Source organism: Streptomyces sp. NRRL F-2664, assembly GCF_000719345.1.
Lineage (GTDB): Bacteria > Actinomycetota > Actinomycetes > Streptomycetales > Streptomycetaceae > Streptomyces.
Genome location: NZ_JOFX01000001.1, coordinates 250285 through 274020, shown reverse-complemented (window position 1 = coordinate 274020; position 23736 = coordinate 250285). Strand labels below are relative to the sequence as shown.

Genomic DNA, 23736 nt, shown 5'->3' with positions numbered 1-23736 from the left:
CGCCCACGGCCCCTAGCCCGCGTCGGCCGCTCGGCGCATTTCTGCCACGTCCAGCTTCTGCATCCGCATCATCGCGGCGGTGGCCCGGGAAGCCCGTCCCGGGTCCGGGTCGCTGATGAGGTCGATCGCGCCGGGCGGGATGACCTGCCAGGACACGCCGAACCTGTCCTTGACCCAGCCGCAGTCGGACGGTCGGCCGCCGTCGCGGGTCAGCGCGTCGTAGTAGTAGTCGGCCTCGGCCTCGTCGGCGCAGTGGATCTGGAAGGAGATCGCCTCGGTGAAGGGGAACTGCGGGCCGCCGTTGAGCCCGACGAACTTCTGCCCGTTGATCTCGAACTCGACGACCATCACCGAGCCCGTCTCGCCGGGGCCGGTGTCGGTGTAGCGGCCGATCCGGCCGATCCTGCCGTCCTTGAAGACGGACAGGTAGTAGTCGGCCGCCGCTTCCGCGTCGCCGTCGAACCACAGGCACGTGGTGAATCCGTTGCCGCTCATCTCTGCCTCCAGGCCGGTGCGTGGGCGGTGGACACCGCCTCCGCACATGAAGACCGGCCCCGGGCCCGAAATTCATCGGTGTGCCCGGGGCCGGTCCTCATACGGCCGGGAATGCGGCCGAACGGCCTACTTCGCGGGCTCCGCGCCCAGCGCGAGCATCCGGTCCACGACGCGCGCGGCGGCGTCGCCCCGGTCGAGGTCGCAGAACTCCTCGCGGAACGCCGCCCGCGCCCCGGCGTACTCGGCGCCCACCGCGTCCGCGTTGCGCACGGCCGCGATCAGGCTCTCCGAGTCGGTCAGCATCGGACCGGGCGCCTTCTCCACCAGGTCGAAGTTGAAGCCGCGCAGGGTGGCCCGGTAGTGCTCCAGGTCGTACGTGAAGAGCAGGATCGGCCGGTCGGTGAGCGCGAAGTCGAAGATCGCGGAGGAGTAGTCCGAGATCAGGACGTCGGCGACGAGCAGCAGGTCGGCGGCGTCGGGCCAGCGGGACACGTCGACGACGAATCCGTCGCGGACGCCCTCGCGGACCTGCTCGGTGACGTGGTGGTGGCCGCGGATCAGCAGGACGTGGTCCTCGCCCAGTTCCCGGCGTGCCTGCTCCAGGTCGATCCGCAGGTCGAGCTTGTAACCGCCGCTCCAGCCCTCGCAGTTCTCACGCCAGGTCGGCATGTAGAGGACGACCTTCTTGCCCTCCGGCAGGCCGAGCCGGCGCCGGACCTCGGCGATCCGCTGCGCGTCGGGCCGCACCAGCGCGTCGGTGCGGGGGCTCCCGGACTCGATGACCTCGCCCTCGTAGCCCAGGGCACGCTTGAGCAGCGGCGTCGCGTAGGAGCTCGGGGAGGCGAGCAGGGTCCACTGCGCGCTGTCGTGCGCGAGGCCCTCCAGGATCTCCGGGCTCGTGTAGTAGTCGTGCACGAAGTCGTGGCCGATCTGCTTGATCGGCGTGCCGTGCCAGGTCTGGACGACGACCTGGCCGGGGCGGCGCTGGAACAGGGTCGGCACGCTGTCGTTGGTGACGAAGTAGCGGGCGCGGGCGAGGACCTCCCACCACTCCACGCTGTCGTACTGCACGGCGCGGGCGGTCGCGGGGACCTCGGTGCGGCCGTCGCGGACCAGCCAGATGTGCTCCAGCTTCTCCCCGCGGCGCAGCAGTTCCTCGTGGACGGCGCGCGGCGCGTCACCGGCGCCGTGGCCCTGGAAGGTGTCGTAGACGACGATGTCCTTGACCGGCAGGGCGCGCTGGGCCGGGTAGGTCTCGAAGCGGGCGACGCGCTGGGCGTAGCGGGAGCGGTCGTGCGGGCTGAGCAGCGGGTCGGCGACGAGCACCATGCGGTCGTGGAAGCGGGTCTCGATCCGCATCCGGCGGCCCTGCGCGGTGAGCGGGTGCGGGCCGGCGAAGAGCAGTCCGGGCGCCATCTGGACCGGGGCGCCGCGGTCCACGCCGAGCAGGCCGGCGGTGGTGCCGCCATGGGCTGCCGGGCGCAGCGTGGGCCACCAGCGGCCCTCGGGGAGCGTGGTGCGGCCGGCGAACGGCTCGGGGAGCACGGGCTGGAAGGTGCTCGTGAAGGCGTCGCCGTCGCGGGTGACGGGGTAGCTGAACTCCATGCCGTGCGCGTTGTGCAGGACGAGTTCGTAGGGCTCGTCGGTCGGCGCGACGAAGCGGCCCCGGAGGGTCAGGGTGCCGTCCGCGGCCTCCACCCGGTCGACGAGCGGCGGGGAGGGCTGCACGGACAGGGTGAGGTGACCGGTGTTGCCGCGCTTGACGAACAGGGAGCGGCCCGCGGTCTCGCCGGGCAGGGGCAGGACGAGGCCGTCGAAGCCGGCGCGCTCGTCGTGGGCCAGGCGGTGCTCGGTGCCGTCGGCGCCGACCACGGAGAGGCTCCACGGCTCGGGGATCCACTCGCCGGGCTCGCACGGGGAGTCCGGTACGGCGGCCAGGTCGGCCAGATTGACCCGGGCGGTGAAGGGGATGCGGCCCGCGGTGGCGGAGCCCTTCTCCAGCGGGAATTCGGCGGTGGTGCCGGTGGAGACGTGCACGGCCTTCAGGCGGGTGGCGTCGACGCCTGCGGAGAGCTCGCCGGTGATCTCCACGGCGTCGTCGCCGACGGGCCGGGCGTCCAGGCCGCGGGCACGGGTGACCTCGACCTGGATGGTGAGCGCACCGGAGACGGCCGGCACGATCCGGACGTCGGGGGCGACCCAGAAGGGCGGCGGGTTCTGGCCGGTGTCGTGCTCACCGCCGCGCAGGCGGGCGCGGTGCAGGCCGCCGGCGCCGGTGACGGCGATGGACGTCGTCCATATGCCGTCGTTCCACTTGCCGCCCGACTGGAAGATCGCGGGGTCGACGACGGCGGTGAAGCCGGCCCAGTCGGCGTGCCGCAGTGCGAGGTGCGGGGCCTTCACGGTGGCCATCGGCGAGGCGACGGTACGGGTGCTGACGACGGAGCGGCGACGCTTGCCTCCCTCGCGGAAGATCAGCATCTTGCGGGAGCCGAGGCGGCTCTCGGCGCCGAGGTGGCCGGGCAGGGCGTAGCCGCGCAGCAGCAGCTTGCCGTCGGACCAGGCCGCCTGCTCCAGGCGGCTGACGACGCGGCGCTCGCGCGTGCCCAGGGTGAGGATCTTGGCGGGGACCGGCGGGCGGCCCTGCAGGAAGGGGTAGTCGGCCTGCGGGCGGGCGAGGCCCTTGACCGGGACGCTGTAGTGGTAGTCGCGCTGGTGGTTCAGGAGCGCGATGAAGTCCTCGACGCGGCCTTCGCCAGCGAGGTAGGCCTTGAGGCGGTCCGCGACGGTCAGGTCGGGCCAGGGGCCGGTGCCGATCTCGCGGACGAGGCCGCCGACCTCCTTGACGAACGCGGCGCGGAAGTCGGGGCCGCCCTCGGCCACGTACTTGTAGATGAGCGGGAGCTCTTCGCTGAGCACGTTGTAGTCGTAGTCGCGCAGGTAGCGGACGTACTTGGCGCCCTGCTTGGCCTTGAGGGACTCGCGGACCAGGCGGACGGACGTTACGCGGTCGATGAGGGAGACCGGGTCGGTGGAGCGCTGGGTGATGGAGCGCTCGCCGGTCTCGCGGACGCGCCAGTGGTAGACGCAGTCGCTGAGGATGTCGACGCTGGAGGCGAAGTAGTGCGCGGGGATGCTGACCGGGGCGTCCTCGTAGAGGATGCCCTCCGGGTACTGGAAGCCGTGCTCGTCCCAGAAGGTGCGCCGGTAGACCTTGTTCCAGGCGGTCCGGTCGGTGACCAGCGCGGGGAACTTGGAGATGTGGGTCTTCAGCTGCGTCTTGGCGAAGGCGGCCCGGTGGCCCCACGACTGGTTCATGCCGACCGAGCGGAAGCGCTTGACGTTGCCGCCGGCGAAGTCGGAGCCCGTCTCGTCGAGGGCGTCGATCAGTCGCTGGTAGGCGTAGTCCGGCATCGTGTCGTCGCTGTCGACGAAGGCCAGGTACTCGCTGTCCGGGTGGATGTGGCGGGCGCCGGCGTTGCGGGCGGCGCCGAGGCCGGCGTTCTCCTGCATGACGACCCGGAAGCGCTTGTCACGCGCGGCGAAGGCCTTGGCTATGACGGCGCTGCTGTCCGTGGAGCCGTCGTCCACGAGGATGGCCTCGAAGTCGCCGAATGTCTGAGCGGCGATGGATTCCAGGCACTCGTCGAGGTAGAGCTCGACGTTGTAGACGGGGACGACGATGCTCAGGCGCGGGGGCATGGGTGGCGGTTTCTCCAGCGTTTTTTGCTATTTCGATGATCAGCTCACAGCATCTTACTCTGTAACAGAACCATAAACTCCACCCATACGGGGCATAGAGTGCTGATCGTCGGGGCGGACGGCAAAGAATGCAGCCGTCCGCCACTTCGACGCTGCGGTGGGACGCGTTCCGTCCCGGTCCGGCGCCCCGTTCAGATCTCCAGTTCCGCTTCGATCTTCTTCAGCTGATGGCGCGCCATGGCGAGGTTGGCCCTCTTCTTGTCGAGGGCCAGGTAGAGGAAGAAGCCCACGGAGCCCCGGCCCTTCATCAGCCGGATCAGGTGGTACTGGCTACCGAGGGTGATCAGGATGTCCTCGATCTCGTCCTTGAGGCCGAGGAGCTCCATCGTGCGGACCTTGGCCCGCACCACGTCCGTGTTGCCGGCCGCCGCGACGGCCAGGTCGAGGTCCTTGCCGCCGCCGATGGTGCCCAGGGCCATGCCGCTGCCGTAGTCCACCAGAGCCGCGCCGATCGCGCCCTCGATGAGGGTGGTGGCTTCCTTGAGTGCGGTCTCCACGTTGACCATGAGAAGTACCTCTTTCCGATGTTGCTGTAGCGGATTGTGCTCTGTTGTGACTGGCTGTAGTTGTCCTGAAGGCGACGGGCCTCGTGCGGTCGGCCCGGGGCGGATCAGGCGGGCGCCGTGCCGGAACCCCGGCGGGCGAGGGTGTGCTCGATCAGTTCGGCGATGCGCAGGCTGGACCGCCTCGCTTCCAGATGGAGGCGTCCGACGTTGACGCGCGGCTCGGCGGTCAGGGTGAGGACGGCCGCCACGCCCGCCGCGTAGGTGGCCACGTACCCGTCGGCTCCGCGTACGAGCAGTTCGCGGAACGCGCCCTGGCCGGTGCTGTCGCTGAGCCGTTGGGCCACACCGAGGGCGGCGGCGGTCAGGGCGGCGACGGCCTCGGCCTCGGCGGCGGCACTGTCCTGGGCCAGGACGAACCCGTCGGCGCTCGCGGCGAGCGCGCCGGTGAGCTGGGGTACGCGGGCCCGCAGCCTGCGGAGCTCGGCGAGTATCTCGGCCTCCGCCTCGGGGGGCAGCGTACTCATGTCGGCTTTTCTCCTTTCGGGCTGCCTACGCTCGGAGCGGTCGGCGCGCAGGGCCGGTCGCAGCGGGAGCCTCACAGGCTTGCCTCCAGTGCGTCGCGTAACCGGCGGAGCAGCGCCACGTCCGGGGATTGGGCCTGGGTCATCCAGTCGGGCAGGGGCACCTCGACCGGCGGTGGGGCCGGGCTGTGCGGCGTCTCGACGAGGCCGGCAGCCGCGAGGCGGCGTACGTCGAGCAGGGTGTGGAAGGCGGGCCGGCCCAGTACCCAGGCCAGGTCCGCCGGGGTGCGCGTTCCGTCCGCCCGGTCCAGCAGGGACCGCTGCCGGGCGGTGACGGTCTGCCCCGGCGCGGCGGACCGGGGCACCACCGGGGCGGTGTCGAGCAGCGGGTACGGCCAGACCGCGTCAAGCAGCTCACGGCGTCGCCGGGTCTCGCGTTCGACGGCGGCGGCCGCAACGGAGCGGACGGAGCCGATCCAGTGGGTGGCCCCGCGGCGGAACCGGGAGGGGCCGCTGCCCGGGGAGAGTGCGAAGAAGGCGGCGTCGAAGATGGCGGCGAGGTGGCATATCTCGAGCTCTCCGCCGGCGAGACCGCCGCTGTCCACGAGGAAGCGGGCGACCTGTCTGCGCGCCCCGGCCCGGTCCACCGCCTCGCGCCACCGTTCGGGGGCGAGGCCGCCGCCGGTGGTGAGGAGGACGTCGAGACCGGGGGTGGCGGGACTCTCCGCGTGGACTATTCGCCCGTCCTCCAGGAAGAGGGTGCCGCGGTCGCGGAGCAGGGCGCCGGTGGCGCGCTCGGCGGCGAGCCGGGTGAGGAGGGGCGAGACGGCGGCGAAGGCGTTCGGGGCCGTGGTGGGGGTGGTCATCTGAGCACCAGCCCTTCGGCCAGGGCTCTGAGTTTGAGCCGGGCGAGGGCGAGGTTGCCGTCGGCACGGTCGAGCCAGACGTGCAGGAAGACGCTGCTGTCGAAGCTGGTCTCGACGAACCGCAGGACGTGGAACCCGCTCCGGGTCGTGACGATCAGGTCTTCCACGGGCGGGCCGGCGGGGACCGCCGCGTCGGCGGAACCCTCCTCCGCGCGGGCGAAGGATTCGTACTCCGCGGCCGCGCGTGCCAGCTCGGCGGTCTCCGCCGCGGTGGTCTCGTGGTCCCCGACGGGCGATTCCCCGATGGTGCCGAGAGCCAGCCCGCTGCTCCAGTCGACCAGCGCGGCCCCCCGCGCACCAGGCAGGGCCATGGCTTCGAGCAGGCATTCGTCGATCCCGGGCACGCGGGCTCCCCTCCCGGCCGGACGTGCGGTGTGCACGGTAGTGCGGCGCGACAGGAGGGAACTTACTCAAGTTCCGCAGGGCGAAAAGGCGTTCTGGCATTTTCCGCTGGAACGTGCCATTCAACGTGTAAGAGCTTGGCCGGAACGCGTCGGATTCTGATCACGAAGCCAGGGGAAGATCGTCCGCCAGACGGAAGGACCCGCCCACACGCTCGACGTAGCCCTCGTGGCTGAGGGTGCGGAGCAGGTGGTAGACGGTCGGCAACGGGATGCCGGTGACCCGTGCGAGCCGTTTGGCGGTCGCCCCGCCCTCCGCGTACATCGCTTCCACGAGCCGCAGCGCGCGCTGCACGGAACCGATCAGGGTGGGTGTGCTGTCCTTGTGGATGCGGTCGGTTCCCATGAATGGTCCCCCTGCTCCGGTACGAGGCCTGGCAGGGACATCAAAGTCCCTCATCGCCCCCAAGACCAGCGGACTCGCGTAAACCCGAGCATAAGATCACCGGACCCGGTGGCGCCTACCCCTCCCGCTCAGCGGCCTGCGCGGCCTTCATCGCCCTCGCCGACGCCAGCAGGTACGGGACGTCGATCACCGCCACCCCGGGGGTGAACAGCAGGCGCGCCTTGAGCCGCAGGGCGTTCTGGTTGTGCAGCGGCTGCTCCCACCAGTGGCCCACGACGTACTCCGGGATCACCACGGACAGCATGTCCGTAGCCGGCGCCGCGGCCAGCTCCTCGACGTGCGCCAGGACCGGGCCCACGACCTCGCGGTAGGGCGAGTGCAGGATCTTCAGCGGCAGGCCCGGATCGTGTGCGTCCCACGCCTCGCGCAGCCGGGCCGCCTCCGACTCGTCGGCGGCGACGGTCACGGCCGTCAGGGTGTCGGGGCGCAGGGCCTGCGCGTAGCCGATGGCCTTGAGTGTCGGGGCGTGGACGGCGGCGACGAGGACGAGCACGTGGTGGCGTGCCGGCCTGCGCGGTCTGGCGTCGGGGGCCACGCCGACCTGCTGCGCGACCTGGTCGTAGTGGCGGCGTACGCCCTGCATGCCGAGGAACAGCAGGGGCATGGCGATGACGACCAGCCAGGCCCCGTGCGTGAACTTGGTGATGAGGACGATGACGAGGACCAGGGCGGTGAGGGTGGCGCCGACCGCGTTGATGGCGAGCCGGCGGTGGATGTGGACCCGCTCCTCGCGCGGGGTGGCGGGGGAGGCGAGGGCCTTCCTCCAGTGCCGGACCATGCCGGACTGGGAGAGGGTGAAGGAGACGAACACGCCGATGATGTAGAGCTGGATCAGGCGGGTCAGTTCGGCGTCGAAGGCCACGATGAGGGCGACGGCGGCGAGGGCCAGGAGCACGATGCCGTTGGAGTGGACGAGCCGGTCGCCGCGGTGGTAGAGCTGGCGGGGCGCGTAGCGGTCCCTGGCCAGGATCGAGGCGAGCATCGGGAAGCCGTTGAAGGCGGTGTTCGCGGCGAGGATCAGCACCCCCGCGGTGACGGCCTGGAGCAGGTAGAAGAGGAAGTGCCAGCTGCCGAAGGTGGCGCGGCCGATCTGGGCGAGGGCGGTGGAGGTCGGGGTCCCCGGCGGCAGGCCCAGTTCGGTGGGGTCGGCCGCGACGTGGACTTCGTAGGCCATGGCGAGGGCGGTGATGCCGGCGAACATCGTCACCGAGAGGAAGCCCATCACGGCGAGTGTGGTCGCCGCGTTCGTCGCCTTGGGCTTGCGGAAGGCGGGTACACCGTTGCTGATCGCCTCGACGCCGGTGAGCGCGGTGCAGCCGGATGCGAAGGCGCGCATCGTGAGGAGCACCAGGGCGAGGCCGGTGTAGGTGTCGGTGGCGATGATCGGCAGATCGGCCGACTCGGCGCGGACGGTCTGGCCGGTGCCGAGGCGTACGGCGGCGACGGCGAACATCAGGTGGACGACCAGGACGAAGCCGTAGGTGGGGATGGCGAAGAGGCGGCCCGACTCCCTGACGCCGCGCAGGTTCATCAGGGTCAGCAGCGCCACGAAGGCGACCGACATGACCACTTCGTGGTCGCTGAGCGCGGGGAAGGCCGAGGTGATGGCGGCGACTCCGGAGACGACCGACACCGCCACGGTCATGACGTAGTCGACGAGGAGGGCGCTGGCGGCGGTGAGCGCGGCGGTCTGCCCGAGGTTCTCGGCGCTGACGACGTACGCGCCGCCCCCGCCGGGGTAGGCGTGGCAGGTCTGGCGGTAGGAGGCGACGACGACGATGAGCAGGAAGACGATGGCGGCGGCCGCGTACCAGGCGAGATGGAGCAGCGCGACGCCGCCGAGGGCGAGAATCAGCAGGATCTCCTCGGTGGCGTAGGCCACCGAGGAGAGAGGGTCGCTGCAGAAGATCGGCAGGGCGAGTCGTTTGGGAAGCAGGGTCTCGCCGAGCCGCGCGGTGTCGAGGGGTTCACCGACCAGCACTCGCTTCGCCTTGATACGCCTCATTCGGGCATGATCGTGCACGCTCCTCAGTTTCTGCGGCAAAAATCCCTTTTACGGCTTGTGTCATTCGGCGAGTTCCTCGGCCCGATGGGCCAGCCAGAGGTCGTACCGGACGCTCGGCGACTGCAGCAACGAGCGCTCCAGCACGCCCTCGATCCGGGCCAGCCGCTTGCGTGCGCCGGGGACGGAGACCCCGAGCGCTGCGGCGGCCGGGACGAGCCGGGCGTCGTGCGCCAGCCAGGTGCGTACGGTGTCCCGGGCGCCGGGCGGGGCGTCCGGTCCGGCCAGCCCGGCGAGGTGGGCGCGGGCCCACTCGGTGAGCCGGGGGTCGCGCAGGACCGCGTCGAGCGCGGGGGCGGCCGCCGGTTCCGCACCGGCGCTCCCCCGCTCCGCACCCGTGGTCAGCCGCAGCGCCAACGAGAGCGCCGCCTGGTCGGGGAGCCGGCCGAGGTCCAGTCCGAGAAGCGTCTCGACCAGCCGGATCCGGGCGGCCAGGGTGTTGCGGTGCACCTTCAGCAGCCGGGTGGCGTGCGGGCCGAAGTTCAGCCAGGCGTGCGCGGTGGCGCGCAGTTCCTGCCCGCCGGGGTCCTGGGGTCGCCGGGGTGCGTACGCGTGCAGGGGCGCGAGCAGGGCGCCGGCCCAGCCGGCCCCGGCCTCGTGGGCCGCGAGGGCCAACTCCGGACCGGGGCCGAACCGGGCGTGCCGCTCGCCGCGGCCGCGGGCGACGGCCAGGGCGTGGAAGGCCTGGGTGTAGGCGGTGGGCGCCTGCCCCAGCGCCAGTTCGCCGCTGACCCCGACGGCGCAGTCCGCATCCACCGCCGTCAGCGCCCCGGCCAGCGGGTCGTGATCGGCGGACACCGCCGTCGCGTCGGCCGGGACCAGGATGATGAGGTGGCGCACGTAGACCGGGCAGCGTACGACCCAGGCCCGCCCGCCGGTCGACTCCTGGCACACTCGCGCCACTTCGGCCCGCCGCCCGGTCCGGCACTCGGCGACGTACATCCGCATCGGGTCGGGCAGTGAGGGGCGCAGCGCCTCGGCGATTTGGTGGGCGGTGGAGAGCCGTCCGTTCATCAAGAGGTGGAGCACGGCCTCGCGGGCGCGGGCCTCTGCGACCGCGGCCCGCGCTTCGCGCTGCTCGGCCTCCTCGGCGCGCAGGACGAGGGCCAGCGGTACGGCGGCGTCCGCCAGCAGCGCGGGCGCTTCGGGCAGGTGCGGCACAGGCAGTACGGCGGCGAGGGTCCGCCCGGCGTCCAGGGCGAACAGCAGGGTGGCGGACCCGTCGCCGTGCAGGACGGCCGACCGTACGCCGCGCGCGGCCATCTCGGCGGCGCCGCGGACGGCGTCCGCGGGCGCCTCCCGCCCCCGGCCGGCTGCGGCTCCGGCGGCGTCCGGTGCGTCGGCGGACACCACGCCGGTCCAACCGCCGAGGCGGGCGGCGAGCCAGTCCAGCAGCGCGGCCGATCCCCCGGTGTGGGCGAGCCGGTGGACCCTGAGTACGTCGTCGGACCGTGACACCGGCGCATTCAACCACCGGTCGCACACTGTGCGCTGTGATACCGGTCTCGCCCGCTCACTGGGCAGGGCGAACCCTGCGGACGGCCCCGCTCCGGCATAGGTTGTTCCACGAGCGGACGGGTCCCGGAGCCCATGAGTACGAATACGGGGGAGGCACCGGGATCCGCCGCTCACATCCTGGCGGCAGCGCTCCGGAGGGCCTTGCGGAGGCAGACGTGGATGCCGCAGATGCCGCACCGGCAGAGGTCGGCGATGGCGTCGAGGGCCTCGTCCGTGGGCTCGCCGGTAAGCCGGGGCAGCGCGACGGCCGCCCTGATCCGACCGGGCCAGCAGAAACCGCATTACCGACACGTAGAGTAACGATCCGAGTACGTCCGGGGAAGCCTCGATCCCGTTCGGGCTGCGCGCCGCGGATCCTCCGTTCGGGTGGATCGCAGGGGGCACCGGGAACCGGGCAGGGTGCGCGGGGCACCGGCGGAACGCCTCGTACACCTCGGGCGTGTGATCGAGTCACGCGAGGCGGATGGCCGGATTCCGGTCATGGGTACCGGATGCATCAGCGGCCCCACCGGCAGCGTCGCGCACCACACCCGCGGAACGCTGCCGACCGGATTCGTTCGCACACCGCGCAGAACTCGCGAGGCCCGTGTCATATACCAGAAGCAAGAACGTAGCGGATGTTGCCAAACGTCTTACACAGTGTCGCTGCCTGTGCAACAGTCGTTACCGGTCCTTCCTTCAGACTTGGCCGTGCCGCGCCTGTATCGGAGTTCTCATGCCGTCCCACCTGTTCGCGGACCGTCCCGCGCAGCCGCCCGAGCCGGGGTCGGTGGACGCACTGATCTCCCAGACCCGGCGCCTGCGGGGCGACGTGGACGCGGTCCGCCGCGACACCGTCGTGGACGACGACGACGCGCAGGGCCGCTGGCAGCGGGCACTGTGCGATCTCGCCGTGCACCACCTCGACGACCTCCGCGAGCACCTCGGCCAGCTCAAGGAGGGGCTGCCCCCGGCCCCCGAGAGCACCGTGCTCCCGCAGGCGGCCCCCGAGGCCCCTGCCGAGGCGCAGACCCGCGTCGGCAGCGCGGAGTGGAACCTGCTGACCGACGAAGTGACCTGGTCGGACGAGCTGTTCCAGATCCTCGGCCGGTCCCCCGAGGCGGGCCCGCTCCCGCTCGACGAGCTGGGCTCCACCCTGTTCTCCGAGGACCAGCCGCTGCTGACGGCGTGGGTCACCGCCTGCCTGGTGGACGGCAGGCCGATCGACGGCGAGTTCCGCATCGTCCGGGCCGACGGCCGGGTCCGGACGCTGCACATGAGGGGCGAGCCGGTACTCGACTCCGACGGCTGCACGGCCTCCATGTGGGCCGTGCTGCGGGACGTGAGTGAACTGCGCCGCAGCCAGCGGGCGGTGCGCGAGTCCCGCGACTCGCTGCAGCGCCAGCGGGAGATCGCGCAGACCGAGCACCGGCTTGCGGTCGAGCTGCAGGAAGCCGTGCTCCCCCCGTGGCGCGGCTCCCTGCGGTTCCCGCACCGTGACACCGGCTCGCTGGACGTGGCCGCGCACTACCTGCCCTCCGCGACCAGCGCGCTGATCGGCGGCGACTGGTACGACGCGCTGGAACTGCCCGACGGGTCCTCGATGCTGACGGTCGGTGACCTCACCGGTCACGGGGTGACCGCCACCTCCGGCATGGCGATGATGCTGGGCGCCCTGCGCGGCATGGCCATGGCTGGGATCGCGCCGGGACCGCTGATGGGCTGGCTCAACCAGCTCCTGGAGACCTCCGTCCAGCCCGCCCTCGGCTCGGCCGTGTGCTGCCGCTACGACTCCGCAAGCCGGGTGCTGACCTGGGCCCAGGCGGGCCACCCGGCCCCCCTGCTGTTCCGCCGCGGGTCGGGCCGCGCCCTGACCCCGCCGGAGGGCATCCTGCTCGGGGCGACCTCCGGGGCCGCGTACGGGCAGGCCGAGGAGCGGCTGGAGGCGGGTGACGTGCTGGTCCTGCACACGGACGGCCTGACGCCGCGCAGCATCGAATTCAGCCGGGCGGACGGGACCGAGCGGCTGCTGGCACTCGCTCCGCGGCTCTCGGCGGCGCGGTCCGCCCGGGACTGCGTGCGGCTCGTGGTCGAGGAGTTCGGGGAGGGCGAGCGGGAGGACGACGCCTGCGTGCTCGTCGCCCGGGTCGGCGGGTAGGGCACCGGGCCGGCCGGAGCGCCGGACCTGTGGACTGCGGCCGTCGGGCTGCACCGTAGGGCCTCCTCGTACGGGCTTCAGGGCCGCGCCGGACGGCGCGGCCTTTCTCGTCCGCGTTACCGCCCCTCTCGTCCGCAGGGCGTGCGGGATCCCTGGCCGGCGGCTGCCGCGGGAGCCGGCAACTACACCCCCATGGCCGGCCGGCCGCTCGCTGCGGGGGTGTCGGGGAGCGCCAACTCGATCTCCTGGCGCAGGTCCTCGATGCGCGCGTACCCGGCGTACTGGGCGGTGAGCCGGTACATCTCGCGCAGGCGGTCCCAGGTCCGGTGCGAGGAGGTCTCGTTCATCGAGACGAGCGCCAGGCGCGCGTAGCGGTCGGCCTGTTCGGGGTCGTCGGCGATGAAGCAGGCGGAGGCCATGGAGATGTAGTCGAAGATCTGCGACCGCTGGTAGCCGTCGCCGCGCAGCCGCAGGGCCTCCTTGGCGTGCCGCGCGGCGATGGGTGCCGCCGTGGCGTCGTGGTCGGCGAGGGTGCGGTAGGCGAGCGCCTGCATGCCGTGCAGGTCCGCCTCGTCGAAGTGCTGCATCCAACTCGGGGGCGGTACGTCCCCCTTGTCGGAGACGAACAGCTCCTCCGCCTCGCCCAGGGTGCGGCGCATGGCCTGCCCCTTGCCCATGGCTGCCTGTGCCCACGCCTCGATGGTGTGCAGCATGGCGCGGGTGCGCGGGAGGGTCTGCTCGCCGGAACCGGACTGGGCGAGCTTCATGAGGTCCAGGGCCTCGTTCGGCTTGCCGAGGTGGACCATCTGGCGCGCGGCGCGGGACAGCGCCTCACCCGCGCGCGGCCGGTCGCCGCCCTCACGGGCCGCGTGCGCCGCGATGACGAAGTACTTCTGCGCGGTCGGTTCGAGGCCCACGTCGTGCGACATCCAGCCCGCGAGGACCGCCAGGTTGGCCGCCACTCCCCAGAGCCGCCGCTGGAGGTGGTCGGGGTGGTGGTAGGCGAGCATCCCCCCGACCTCGTTGAGCTGGCCGACGACGGCCTTGCGCTGCAGCCCGCCGCCTCTGGAGGCGTCCCACGCCCGGAACACCTCGACGGAGCGCTCCAGTGCCTCGATCTCCTGGGAGCCGATCGGGGCGGCCTCGTAGCGGTCGAAGCCCGCTGGGTCGGCCTGGAAGGAGTCGGCGAAGCGCGCCGGATCGCCCTTCGCCAGGGCGGGGTCGGTGTGCAGCCAGTCGTACATGGCGTTGCTGAGGGCTGAGCCGGCGGTGAGCACGGCGCCCGCGCCCATCAGACCGCGACGGTTGAGCATGAGGTCCATTCCCGTGAATTCGGTGAGGACCGCGGCTGTGCGTTCGGGCGCCCAGGGCATGCCGTCGGGGTTCTCGCGAGCCCCGTCCGGCTGCCGTCTCGAGGTGCGCCGCTGCCGTACGAACCCGAGGTCCTCGATGGTCACGACACGACCGAGCCGCTCGGTGAACAGTGCTGCCAGTACCGTGGGCACCGGTTCGCGGGGGCTCTCCCCCATGTCGATCCAGCGCCGCACCCGCGAGGTGTCGGTGGCGAGCTGGGGGTGGCCCATGGCCGCCGCCTGCCGGTTCACCATCCTCGCCAGCTCGCCCTTCGACCAGCCGGCCAGGCCGAACAGGTCGTTCAAGCGGGTGTTCGGACCTTTGCTCACGTCAAGCCCCCAGGTTCTCGGCTGAGTTGACAGTAGCCCGCCGTCAGATGCCCAGCGACTATTCGCCAGGCTTCGCCAGGGCACGCCCGATGGTTCGCCACCTTGCGACGGGTGTCAGGTAGGAATGCGCCTCCCCGCCCCGGTCACCGGCGGAACTCCCCAGGGTGAAGTACGGGATCGGCGGGGTGGCGTACGCAACTCGTCGGCGCACGAAGGGATCCGTATCACCATGTACGCAGCAACGTCCTCCGTGTCCGCACCGGTCCGGTCGCACCGCACGCTCCCCGCGGGCGGCGGCCCCTATCTCGAACCGGGCCGCGCGTCGGCCGCGGCGCAGGGCGCAGTCCGGGCGCGGCGGATGCCGAGCGCCGGGTCCCAGCCCGTCAGCGGAAGAATCGACCTCTCGGGGCCGCAGGGAGCGCAGCTGCGCACCGCGCTCGCCTCGGTGCAGCGGATCTGTCCGGAGTTCTCACCTGTGCAGGTGCTGCGGCGCAGCGGCCGCTCGGTCCTCCTGGTGGGGACCACCGGCCGCATGACCGCCGTTGCGAAGGTTTTACTGGACCACTCGCCGGAATGGCGTGAGCGCTACCGGCACGAAATAGCGGCGTACCGGGCGTTCGTCCGCCACCGCCCGCCGGTCCGGGTACCGCGGTTGATCGCCGCCGACCCCGAGAACTGCACGCTGGTGGTGGAGCGGATGGCGGGCCGGGTCGCGGCACTCCAGCGGCACCCCGTGGAGCCGCCGCCGCGGGTGGACCTCCGGGCCGCCCTCGGGGCGGTGTGCCGGGTCAACCAGTGGCAGCCGCCGGCCGAGTTGTTCGGCACCCCGATGAACTACGCGCGGCGGATCGCCCGCGACTACGAGTTGGGCCTGCTCACGGACCGGGACCTCGGCGACCTGCAGAAGCTGCTGCACGGGGTCAAGCTGTCGGGGGCGCCGCTGCAGTTCAACCACGGCGATGCGCTGCTGTCGAACCTGCTGCTCTCCCCCGCCGGCCCGGTGCTGCTCGACTGGGAGCACGCGGGCTGGTACCTGCCGGGCTACGACCTCGCCACCCTGTGGACGGTGCTCGGCGACGCCCCAGCCGCCCGCGCCCAGATCAGCCGGCTCGCCCAGTCGGCCGGTCCGGTGGCCCGGGACGCCTTCCTGATCAACCTGATGCTGGTGCTGACGCGGGAGATCCGGATGTCCGAGACGGCCGTCCAGCGCTCGATGCTGGCGACCGCCCCGGCCCAGCCGCTGCCGGCGGGCGCCCTGTCCTCCGGGGAGGAGCAGCGGTTGCTGCTCCGCCGCCTGCACGACGACGCGGGCATGGCCCGGCGGGCGGTCCGCGCGGCGGTCGGCACGCGCTGATCCGGTCTGCTCCAGCCCCTGACGCGAGGTCCCGTGGCCCCACCGCCACGGGGCTTCGCCCGTTCGCGGTCCGGCAACGGCGGCGCCGGGCTCCGCTAGCGTGGGAGCGGACGACCGACGGGAGGCGCTGAATGAAGTCCGGAGTGCGCAAGTGGGAGGCGGTGCGGGAGTTCGCCCTCGGCCTTCCGGAGGCCTTCGAGGACCATCCGTGGGGTCCCGAGGACTGCGTGGTTAAGGTGAACAAGAAGATCTTCCTCTTCCTGGGCAGCACCGACGGGCCGGGGCAGCCAGGGCTGTCCGTCAAGCTCAAGGACGAGGCGCTGCACGGGCACGCGATGGCGTCGCCCGGCGCGGAGCCCACCGGGTACGGTCTGGGCCGGTCCGGCTGGGTGTCCGTACCGCTGGGTGAGCAGGGGGCGCCGTCGGTGCAGGTGCTGTGCGAGTGGGTGGAGGAGAGCTACCGGACGGTGGCCCTCAAGCGGCAGGTGAAGGAGCTGGACGCGCGCGGCCGGGCGGAGGGCTGAGGGGCCGGTGCCGCGGCGGGTGCGCGGGGGTGCACCGGATGGCTTGACATCACATGATCCCCCGAACACCTTTTTCTGACTCAGCATCAGACGTGTTGGAGTCACCTTCTCCTCCCCAAACCGCTGGAGCCTGCCCATGTCCGCAAGCGCTTCACGCACGTCCCCCGCCCCCCTGCCGTCCAGACGCGCCGTGCTCGCCGGTACGGGGGCCGGGGTGCTCGCCGCGGCCGTGCTGCCGTCCGGTGCGGCGCGGGCCGACGGTGACCGGGCCGGACCGCCGCTCGGTGAGTACGACGTGGTCGTGGTGGGTTCCGGCGCCGCCGGGATGACGGCCGCGCTGACCGCCGCGCGGCGCGGGCTGAGCGTGCTGGTGGTCGAGAAGGCGCCCACGTTCGGTGGCTCGGCCGCGCGTTCCGGGGCCGGCATCTGGCTGCCGAACAACTCGGTGATCCTCGCCGCCGGGGTGCCCGACACCCCGCAGAAGGCGGCGGCGTACCTCTCGGCGGTGGTGGGGCCCGATGTCCCGGCCGACCGCCAGGCGGCGTTCCTCGCCCACGGCCCCCGCATGCTGGACTTCGTGATGGCCCACAGCCCGCTGCGGTTCCGCTTCATGGAGGGGTACAGCGACTACTACCCGAACCTGCCGGGCGGCCTGCCGAACGGCCGGTCCATCGAGCCGGACCAGATCGACGGGAACGTCCTCGGGGGTGAACTGGCCCGCCTCAACCCGCCGTACATGCCCGTGCCGGCCGGAATGGTCGTCTTCAGTCAGGACTACAAGTGGCTGAATCTGGCGGCGGTGAACGCGAAGGGCCTGGCCGTTTCCACCGAGTGCCTGGCGCGCGGCACGAAGGCGGCCCTGCGCGGCGAGAAGCCGCTCACGATGGGCCAGGCCCTCGCGGCGGGGCTGCGGGCGGGACTCCAGCGGGCCGGGGTGCCGGTGTGGCTGAACAGCCCGCTGGTGGACCTGGTCCAGGAGGGCGGCGCCGTCACCGGGGTGGTGGTGGACAAGGAGGGTGTGCGCGGTGTCGTGCGGGCCCGCAGGGGGGTGGTCGTCGGCTCGGGCGGCTTCGAGCACAACGGCGCGATGCGGGCGCAGTACCAGCAGCAGCCGATCGGCACCCAGTGGTCGGTGGGCGCGAAGGAAAACACGGGCGACGGCATCCTGGCCGGTCAGCGGGCCGGCGCGGCGCTGGCCCTGATGGACGACGCGTGGTGGGGTCCGTCGATCCCGCTGCCCGGGGAGCCGTACTTCTGTCTGGCCGAGCGGACGCTTCCGGGCGGGCTGATCGTGAACGGGCACGGGGCGCGGTTCGTCAACGAGGCCGCCCCGTACAGCGATGTGGTGCACGTGATGTACGAGAAGGATCGGGCGGCGACAGGTTCGCACATCCCTGCGTGGCTGATCGTGGATCAGAACTACCGCAACCGGTACTTGTTCAAGGACATCCTGCCGACGTTGCCCTTCCCGGACTCGTGGTATCAGGCGGGAGCGGCGAAGAAGGCGTGGACGTGGGACGCGCTGGCGGGTGCGATCGGTGTGCCGGCGGGTGCCCTGCGGGCGACGCTGGGGCGGTTCAACGCGCAGGCGTGGAGCGGCACCGATGCCGACTTCCACCGGGGCGACACCGCCTACGACCACTACTACACCGACCCTGGGGTCCAGCCGAACTCGTGCCTGGCGCCGGTCTGGGTGCCGCCGTTCTACGCCTTCAGGATCGTGCCGGGGGATCTCGGTACGAAGGGCGGCATCGTCACGGACGCCCGGGCCCGGGCGCTGCGGGGGGACGGTTCGGTGATCCGCGGCCTGTACGCGGCGGGCAACGCCAGTGCGGCGGTGATGGGGCGCAGCTACGCGGGGGCCGGGTCGACGATCGGCCCCGCCATGACGTTCGGCTACGTGGCCGCGAACGACATCGCGGACGGCTGACCGGTGCCGGAACCGGGTCGGGCCGACCGGTACCCGGCCCGGGGTGGGCACGAAGGGACGGCCGGGACCGGCGTGCGAGCGGCCTCGGCGGGGGGCCGGGGCGGGTCAGCCCTGCTGGAAGAGCTCGGCGGGGAGCGGCTTCAGGAGGGCGTAGAGGTCGTCGGTGATCGGGCGGTCCCAGCTGGCGATGGTGACCAGCACGTTGTCGCTGCGGTCGAACTGGACGCAGGAGATGCGGGACTCCGACAGCTTGATCTTCCGGACGATGAGGAGGTTGTCGCCCTGCATGACGGGGCAGTCCTCGACGCCGGTGACCTCGACGTCCTCGTCGTTCTCCAGCGCGTCGAGGAGCTGGGCCACCTCGAAGGGGACCTGGCCGTCGGTGAGGTCGCGGGCCGGGGAGCCCTCGGGCAGGTTGCCGATGATCATCGCCGGACCGCGTCCGCCGAACAGGTCGTACCGGAGGAAGACCCCCTGGCAGCTGCCGTCGGGCGCGGGCAGCAGCCCGGCCCCGAGATTGCCCGGCCAGTCCCCCGGGTCCATGGCCAGGACATCGAAGTCCGGGCCGGCGGGTGTGGCGGCGCGGTGGCGGCGGAGGAAGGACATGCGGCCATGGTACGTGGCCGCGGGAGTTTTACGGCCCGGGGGCCCCTCGTCCGACCGGCCGTCCTGCCCGGTCCCGCGCCCTGGTCCCGCCGCTGTCCGCGAATGCGCCCGTCGGAGGGGCGTGACCGGCGTGAACCAGCGCGGGAGCAGGCCGCTGCCCCCGTAACGTGCGGGTCGGCCGGGTGGGACGCGGCGGCGGAAGGGGGTCGGCCCGGGCGGAGCCGGCGGCCTCGCCGGCCGCGGGCCCGGTGGTGGTGGCCGGCACGCCCCTGTCGCCCGCGAGGAGGATTCCAGGATTCCCGGCCTGCCGTACGCCGGAAGCGGTACCTCCCGCCGGTGTCCGGGGCACCTGCCGTCGGGCGCGGCGGGCGGGGGTCGTACGCCGCGGGTGCGGGGGCGGCGTCGACCGCGACGGCCGGGGCGCGGGGGGGGCGGCGGGGCGGCGCGTCGCTGCGCGCGTCCGCGGCGGGCCGCCTTCTCGGAGACCGCCTCGTCGAGGCGCGGCAGGGCCTTCCCCTCGATGTGGTCCGGGTGCGTCGTGCCTGCGGGGCGGGGTGGGTCCGATCACGTGGAGCTGCGGGCGAACGCCTCCAGTGCGGCGCGCAGCCCGGACCGGTCGGTGCCGAGCTTGCGGCACGCGGCCGACAGCACCCAGTCCGGGGACGCAGGCTCGGGCTGCTCCGCGGAGCGTACGGCCAGGTCGGCGGCCCGGATCTCCTCCTCGGTGACCCAGTCCGCGCGGGGCGTCCTGGAGGGCAGGGCGCCGCCCATGCCGGTCAGGGTTTCGGTGGCCTCCTCCACCAGCCCGTCGGCGCCGCATTCCCGGGCGGTGACGACGGCCGCCGTCAGCAGGTCGGCGTCGCGCAGTCCGTAGCCGAGGGCGGCCAGGGCGCGGGCGAGTTCGTATCCGGCGGGGGACGCCGAGAGCAGGGTGACCGCCTCCCGGAGGAGTGCGGTGCGGTCCTGCGGAGCAGCGACCTCCGCGGCCACTCTGAGGGCCTGGCCGATGGCGGAGGGCGCGCCGAAGGCCCTGGCGCGCCGGACGGCGTCGGCTGCGAGCGCGCGGGCCCGTTGCGGATCGTCCGCGGCGACGGCGCGGGCCAGGTGCAGCTGCCACGGGCACCAGGCCGGGTTCTGGATGCCGCGGGGTGTCAGTCTGCGGTCAACCGCCTCCAGTTCGGCGACGGCCGCGCGGACCTCGCCGCGGGCGAGCAGGAGTTCGGCGTGGACGGTCTGCGAGTCGGGGAAGACGACGGCCGCCGGGAAGGGGGCGCCGAACTCGTGCTCCTGTGCCAGCTCCCAGGCCTCGTCGACCCGGCCGCGGGCGAGCAGGGTGGTGAGGAGGATCGCTATGGCGTACCAGTGCACGGGGGTGCGCCGGCCGACGCGTTCGGCGAGGCGAAGCCCGGACCGGGCCAGTTCCTCGGCCTCCACGAGCCGTCCGCGGCGGTAGCGGATGTAGGCGCGCAGGCTGTATGCGAAGGACAGGTGGGCGCCGCGCCAACCCTGCCGCTCGAACTCGGCGGTGCCGGCCTCGAACAGCTCCTCGGCCCGGCCGGGCCGGTCGGCGTACATGTGGACCATGGCGGCCAGCACCGGGACTTCGAAGCCGCGGTCCTCGTGCGCCCAGCTGAAGGGCTGTTCCAGGACGCGGCCGGCGTGGTGCAGCACCACGTCCACCGGTTCGCCCCACAGGCAGGCGTCCCAGGCGCGCAGGGCGATGACGTACCGCTCGGTGAGGTCCCGGCCCGTGAGGCGGTCGGCGAGCCGGGTGAGGCGTCGGGAGCGGGCCGGGGAGTCGGTCTCGGCGGCGTTGAAGGCGTCCCACATGAACTGCTCGGACTGCAGGCGCAACCGGGCCCGTACGTCCGGGGTCCGGGCGATCTCGCGGGCGAGGGATGCGGAGGCCTCGGCGAGGCGGTCGCTGTGCGCGAGGACCTGGGCGAGCCGGATGACGATGCCCTGGCGCAGGGCCGGGTCGTCGAAGGGTTCGGCGAGGGCCGCCCGCAGGTGGTTGACGGTGTTGGCGGGCTCGGTCAGCAGGGAGGCGCAGCCCAGTTCGTACAGGACGGCGGCGCGTTCGTCGAAGTCCGGTGGCTCGCGCAGGGCGCGGGCGAGCTGTCGGCGGGCGGCTTCGGGGGCGCCGGCGCGGAGGTTCTCCGCGGCCGCCTCGCGCAGGGTGCGCACGACCCACGGGTCGTTCTCGGGGTGGGTCTCCAGCAGGTGGCGGGCGGCGGCGGAGGCACCGAGGCCGGCGTCGACGACGGCGGCCGCGGCCTTCCCGTGCAGGGCGACGCGCAGGGCGTCGGGGATGGCCCGGTAGATGGCGGTGGCGATGAGGGGGTGGACGAACTCCAGCCCGGTCTCGGGCTCGTGGTCCGAGGCGGGCCCGGCGGCCGACAGGATGCGGGCGTCCCGCAGGCGCGTGGTGGCGGCGACGGCCTCCTCGGCGCCGAGCGCCGCGACCCGGGCGGCGATGTCCTGCGGGATGGCGGTGCCGAGGACGGCGCAGGCCCAGGCGAAGCGGACGGTGGAGGGGCCGAGGCGTTCGAGGCGTGCGACGAGGCCGCTGCCGCGCTGGGCGGCGGCGAGGTCGGCCAGTTGCGGGGCGTTCTCCTCGACGGGCCGCAGTCCGCGGCCGCGGACCTTGGCGGTGAGTTCGACGGCTTCGAAGGGGTTGCCGGTGGTGACGGCCCAGGCCTCCTGGCAGAAGGCGTCGTCGGCGTGCTCGCCGAGGGCTTCGCGGACCAGGGCGGCGACGGCGGCCGGGGTGAGCGGGGCGAGGGGCAGCGGGGCCTGTCCCGCCCGGCCGGGCAGCGTACGGAAGGCTTCGGCGTGGGCGGGGAGTTCGTCGGGCCGGTAGGCGACGACGAGGAGCAGCGGGAGGTGTTCTGCGCGCGGGGCGAAGGCGGCGAGCCAGCCGAGGGACTCGGGGTCGGCCCAGTGCGCGTCGTCGAGGACGAGGACGACGGGGGCGCGCTTGACGACGAGGTGCGTGAGGACCCAGTCGAGGCCGTCGCGCAGGCCCTGCGGGTCGGGCGGGGCGCCCTGCTCGGGCGCGCAGAGGCCGAGGGCGGGGCCGACGATGGCGTACCAGCTCCCGAGGGCGGCGCGCAGTTCCTGCTCGGAGGTGCCGGCGAGCTGGGGCTGGATGAGCTGACGGGCGACGTGGAAGGGCTGGCTCTGCTCCTGTTCGCCGCCGCGTGCGGCGAGGACGGTGCAGGAGCGGGCGTGGGCGCGGCGACGCAACTCGGCGAGGAGGGTGGTCTTGCCGAGGCCGGCGGGCCCGGAGAAGGCCAGCAGCGCGCCGCCGGCGTCGGGGCCGGGACCGGTGAGCTGGTCCAGGGCCTCGTCGACGATGGCGAGTTCGGCATCGCGTTCGACCATGGTGCGCCGGATGCGCGTCCGGTGGTCCGTCATGGCTGGTACCCCCCAGGCCTGTTCCGGGAGATCAGCGTACGCCCGCGCATATCGCGGGGTGCCCCACTGGCGGAAAGAATCCGATCTTCTTTTCCGACGCGATTGCGGGACGGATCGCAGGAGGTTTCGAGTTGCTTCCGAGGGCGATCAGTCCTGCCCGGAACGGGTCGCCAGGTCTTCCGGGACACCGACGGCCTCGGCGGCCCGGTCGGCGGCCACGAAGAGGTGGTCGTGGTGGTGCCCGGCGATGACGTTGCAGCTCAGGCCGCGGGTGGCGAGTTCGGCGGCGAAGGCGGCGGTGAGACCGACCGCGTCGAGCGCGGAATGGATCCGCAGGGTGATCCAGCGCGCGACCGCTCATGCCGCCGCCCCAACGAGCGGGCGGTCAGCCGAGGGTGAGCTGGAAGTGCGCGGTCTCCCGGTAGCCGGCGGCCGGCGGATCCACTTCCACGGTGACCGTGGCGCCCTTCGCGCCGGGCCGGACGCGGACCGGGACGCGGCGTGTGCGGTCGGTACCCAGGGGCGGCAGGAGGGCGGCGGCGGACTCCTTCGAGTTCAGCCAGTCCAGACTGTCGCCGGAGGTGTGGTCGTCGAGCGAGCGGCCGGCGCGGACGGTCAGCGGTGCGTCGCCGTACTCCGACACGGCGGAGGCGGCCGACTCCCCGCCGGGGCGCAGCTCCTCGTCGGTGTCGTTGTCGTAGGTCACGGTGAGGCTGTAGGTACCGTCGGGCTCGGCCCGCGGGCGGCTGACCGTGATCTTCAGGCCGTCCTCGTACCGGGCGGTCGCGCCGGGTCCGAGGGGGTCCGCCACCGATCCGGAGGGGCCGCTCTGTTCCAGCTGGCCGTAGCCGTCCAGGCCCTTCTCGAACTCGGCCAGCCCCCAGGCGCCCAGGCCGGCCAGGCCGAGCAGAACGAGGGCGGCGAGCGTGCATCCCTTCAACCACCGGGGCGTGTCCGCGGCAGGGGTGTCGGTGGGGGTCCGGTCGGTGTCCATGCCGGTCAGCCTAGGCAGCCCTGGCCCTGCGGATCATGAGCGGAAGTACTCAACGGCGTACTCGGGCACTGTCTGAGTAGCCGTTGCGCAGCCGTCCCCGGCCGACGCCCCGGCCACCGCCCCGGCCGGGGACGGGGCGGCGGCGTGCGGTCAGGTCAGGTCAGGTCAGGTCAGGTCAGGTCAGGTCAGGTCGAACTCGCCGCCGCGGGCGTTCAGCACGAACTTGTGCCACTCGTCCGGCGAGAAGATCAGGGAGGGGCTCTCGGGGCGCTCGCTGTTGCGCATCGCGATGAAGCCCTCGACGAAGGCGATCTGGACGTCGCCCGCTCCCCGGCTGCTCGACTGCCAGTCCGCGTCGGTGAGATCGAGGTCCGGCTTCCCCCAGCCGGCGAGCGGCTGTGAAGTCATGCTCTCGGCCACGTGCGTGCTCCTCCCGGTACGTCGTCCGGGGCCAGGTTACCCATCGCGGCGGGTGCCGCACAGGCCACGGTG

18 protein-coding genes and 1 pseudogene are annotated in these 23736 nt (G+C 72.9%); 4 read left to right on the top strand and 15 right to left on the bottom strand.

The window, feature by feature from the left end:
• Positions 1 to 12 precede the first annotated feature (12 nt).
• The 9 genes from IF89_RS0101215 to IF89_RS0101175 all read right to left on the bottom strand — a co-directional run bounded on the left by IF89_RS0101215 (position 13) and on the right by IF89_RS0101175 (position 10537).
• A complete protein-coding gene (locus tag IF89_RS0101215) occupies positions 13 to 495 on the bottom strand; it encodes a VOC family protein (protein ID WP_030759675.1) in 483 nt (160 codons plus the stop codon).
• 126 nt (positions 496 to 621) lie between these two features.
• A complete protein-coding gene (locus IF89_RS0101210; RefSeq protein ID WP_030759673.1) occupies positions 622 to 4197 on the bottom strand; it encodes a bifunctional glycosyltransferase/CDP-glycerol:glycerophosphate glycerophosphotransferase in 3576 nt (1191 codons plus the stop codon).
• Positions 4198 to 4388: 191 nt separating this feature from the next.
• Positions 4389 to 4763: a hypothetical protein gene (locus IF89_RS0101205; RefSeq protein ID WP_030654066.1), complete on the bottom strand. Its 375-nt coding sequence runs from the start codon at positions 4761 to 4763 to the stop codon at positions 4389 to 4391.
• A gap of 104 nt (positions 4764 to 4867) precedes the next feature.
• Positions 4868 to 5287, bottom strand: a complete 420-nt coding sequence (locus tag IF89_RS0101200) for a roadblock/LC7 domain-containing protein (RefSeq protein WP_030759670.1) — start codon at positions 5285 to 5287, stop codon at positions 4868 to 4870.
• 71 nt (positions 5288 to 5358) lie between these two features.
• Positions 5359 to 6150: a hypothetical protein gene (locus IF89_RS0101195; RefSeq protein ID WP_030759667.1), complete on the bottom strand. Its 792-nt coding sequence runs from the start codon at positions 6148 to 6150 to the stop codon at positions 5359 to 5361.
• Positions 6147 to 6554 carry a hypothetical protein gene (locus IF89_RS0101190; protein WP_030759664.1) on the bottom strand — a complete coding sequence of 136 codons (408 nt, stop codon included), beginning with the start codon at positions 6552 to 6554 and terminating at the stop codon, positions 6147 to 6149. The genes IF89_RS0101195 and IF89_RS0101190 overlap by 4 nt, the downstream gene beginning before the upstream one ends.
• Before the next feature lie 160 nt (positions 6555 to 6714).
• Positions 6715 to 6957 carry a helix-turn-helix domain-containing protein gene (locus IF89_RS0101185; RefSeq protein WP_030759661.1) on the bottom strand — a complete coding sequence of 81 codons (243 nt, stop codon included), beginning with the start codon at positions 6955 to 6957 and terminating at the stop codon, positions 6715 to 6717.
• Between the two features lie 115 nt (positions 6958 to 7072).
• Positions 7073 to 9022, bottom strand: a complete 1950-nt coding sequence (locus IF89_RS0101180) for an APC family permease (RefSeq protein ID WP_043192518.1) — start codon at positions 9020 to 9022, stop codon at positions 7073 to 7075.
• A 60-nt stretch (positions 9023 to 9082) separates the two neighbouring features.
• Positions 9083 to 10537 (bottom strand): helix-turn-helix domain-containing protein, encoded by a 1455-nt coding sequence (locus IF89_RS0101175; RefSeq protein WP_030759655.1) that lies wholly within the window; start codon positions 10535 to 10537, stop codon positions 9083 to 9085.
• A 775-nt stretch (positions 10538 to 11312) separates the two neighbouring features.
• On the opposite strand from IF89_RS0101175, the gene IF89_RS0101170 reads away from it, so the two are divergent.
• The gene (locus IF89_RS0101170; RefSeq protein WP_030759654.1) at positions 11313 to 12734 is read left to right on the top strand and encodes a PP2C family protein-serine/threonine phosphatase; all 1422 of its coding nucleotides are present in this window, start codon (positions 11313 to 11315) and stop codon (positions 12732 to 12734) included.
• A gap of 182 nt (positions 12735 to 12916) precedes the next feature.
• Here the strand turns inward: IF89_RS0101170 and IF89_RS0101165 are convergent, their stop codons facing one another.
• Positions 12917 to 14416, bottom strand: a complete 1500-nt coding sequence (locus IF89_RS0101165) for a hypothetical protein (RefSeq protein ID WP_030759651.1) — start codon at positions 14414 to 14416, stop codon at positions 12917 to 12919.
• 229 nt (positions 14417 to 14645) lie between these two features.
• Between IF89_RS0101165 and IF89_RS0101160 the strand changes: the two genes are divergently transcribed.
• The 3 genes from IF89_RS0101160 (at position 14646) to kstD (ending at position 18224) form a co-directional block, all read left to right on the top strand.
• Positions 14646 to 15770, top strand: coding sequence for an aminoglycoside phosphotransferase family protein (locus IF89_RS0101160; protein WP_030759648.1), 1125 nt, complete (start codon positions 14646 to 14648; stop codon positions 15768 to 15770).
• Between the two features lie 131 nt (positions 15771 to 15901).
• Positions 15902 to 16294, top strand: a complete 393-nt coding sequence (locus IF89_RS0101155) for an MmcQ/YjbR family DNA-binding protein (protein ID WP_030759645.1) — start codon at positions 15902 to 15904, stop codon at positions 16292 to 16294.
• Between the two features lie 136 nt (positions 16295 to 16430).
• A complete protein-coding gene (kstD, locus tag IF89_RS0101150; RefSeq protein ID WP_051806679.1) occupies positions 16431 to 18224 on the top strand; it encodes a 3-oxosteroid 1-dehydrogenase in 1794 nt (597 codons plus the stop codon).
• 105 nt (positions 18225 to 18329) lie between these two features.
• Here kstD and IF89_RS0101145 read toward each other — a convergent pair whose 3' ends face one another.
• The 5 genes and pseudogenes from IF89_RS0101145 to IF89_RS0101130 all read right to left on the bottom strand — a co-directional run bounded on the left by IF89_RS0101145 (position 18330) and on the right by IF89_RS0101130 (position 23652).
• Positions 18330 to 18830 carry a hypothetical protein gene (locus IF89_RS0101145; RefSeq protein ID WP_030030746.1) on the bottom strand — a complete coding sequence of 167 codons (501 nt, stop codon included), beginning with the start codon at positions 18828 to 18830 and terminating at the stop codon, positions 18330 to 18332.
• 564 nt (positions 18831 to 19394) lie between these two features.
• Entirely contained in the window at positions 19395 to 22250 is a 2856-nt protein-coding gene (locus IF89_RS0101140) for an ATP-binding protein (protein WP_030759638.1), read from the bottom strand.
• Positions 22251 to 22397: 147 nt separating this feature from the next.
• Positions 22398 to 22604: pseudogene (locus tag IF89_RS41655) on the bottom strand (ACT domain-containing protein); the annotation flags it as partial.
• Positions 22605 to 22635: 31 nt separating this feature from the next.
• On the bottom strand, positions 22636 to 23244 hold the full coding sequence (locus IF89_RS0101135; protein ID WP_030759635.1) for a hypothetical protein: 609 nt from the start codon (positions 23242 to 23244) through the stop codon (positions 22636 to 22638).
• Positions 23245 to 23424: 180 nt separating this feature from the next.
• The gene (locus IF89_RS0101130) at positions 23425 to 23652 is read right to left on the bottom strand and encodes a DUF397 domain-containing protein (protein WP_420706854.1); all 228 of its coding nucleotides are present in this window, start codon (positions 23650 to 23652) and stop codon (positions 23425 to 23427) included.
• Between the last annotated feature and the right edge of the window lie 84 nt (positions 23653 to 23736).

What these genes read in the sequence shown, in the direction of transcription:
- IF89_RS0101215 (WP_030759675.1), bottom strand. Translation starts at nt 495, where the DNA reads ATGAGCGGCAACGGATTCACCACGTGCCTGTGGTTCGACGGCGACGCG.
- IF89_RS0101210 (WP_030759673.1), bottom strand. Translation starts at nt 4,197, where the DNA reads ATGCCCCCGCGCCTGAGCATCGTCGTCCCCGTCTACAACGTCGAGCTC.
- IF89_RS0101205 (WP_030654066.1), bottom strand. Translation starts at nt 4,763, where the DNA reads ATGGTCAACGTGGAGACCGCACTCAAGGAAGCCACCACCCTCATCGAG.
- IF89_RS0101200 (WP_030759670.1), bottom strand. Translation starts at nt 5,287, where the DNA reads ATGAGTACGCTGCCCCCCGAGGCGGAGGCCGAGATACTCGCCGAGCTC.
- IF89_RS0101195 (WP_030759667.1), bottom strand. Translation starts at nt 6,150, where the DNA reads ATGACCACCCCCACCACGGCCCCGAACGCCTTCGCCGCCGTCTCGCCC.
- IF89_RS0101185 (WP_030759661.1), bottom strand. Translation starts at nt 6,957, where the DNA reads ATGGGAACCGACCGCATCCACAAGGACAGCACACCCACCCTGATCGGT.
- IF89_RS0101180 (WP_043192518.1), bottom strand. Translation starts at nt 9,022, where the DNA reads ATGAGGCGTATCAAGGCGAAGCGAGTGCTGGTCGGTGAACCCCTCGAC.
- IF89_RS0101170 (WP_030759654.1), top strand. Translation starts at nt 11,313, where the DNA reads ATGCCGTCCCACCTGTTCGCGGACCGTCCCGCGCAGCCGCCCGAGCCG.
- IF89_RS0101160 (WP_030759648.1), top strand. Translation starts at nt 14,646, where the DNA reads ATGTACGCAGCAACGTCCTCCGTGTCCGCACCGGTCCGGTCGCACCGC.
- IF89_RS0101155 (WP_030759645.1), top strand. Translation starts at nt 15,902, where the DNA reads ATGAAGTCCGGAGTGCGCAAGTGGGAGGCGGTGCGGGAGTTCGCCCTC.
- kstD (WP_051806679.1), top strand. Translation starts at nt 16,431, where the DNA reads ATGTCCGCAAGCGCTTCACGCACGTCCCCCGCCCCCCTGCCGTCCAGA.
- IF89_RS0101145 (WP_030030746.1), bottom strand. Translation starts at nt 18,830, where the DNA reads ATGTCCTTCCTCCGCCGCCACCGCGCCGCCACACCCGCCGGCCCGGAC.
- IF89_RS0101140 (WP_030759638.1), bottom strand. Translation starts at nt 22,250, where the DNA reads ATGACGGACCACCGGACGCGCATCCGGCGCACCATGGTCGAACGCGAT.
- IF89_RS0101135 (WP_030759635.1), bottom strand. Translation starts at nt 23,244, where the DNA reads ATGGACACCGACCGGACCCCCACCGACACCCCTGCCGCGGACACGCCC.
- IF89_RS0101130 (WP_420706854.1), bottom strand. Translation starts at nt 23,652, where the DNA reads ATGACTTCACAGCCGCTCGCCGGCTGGGGGAAGCCGGACCTCGATCTC.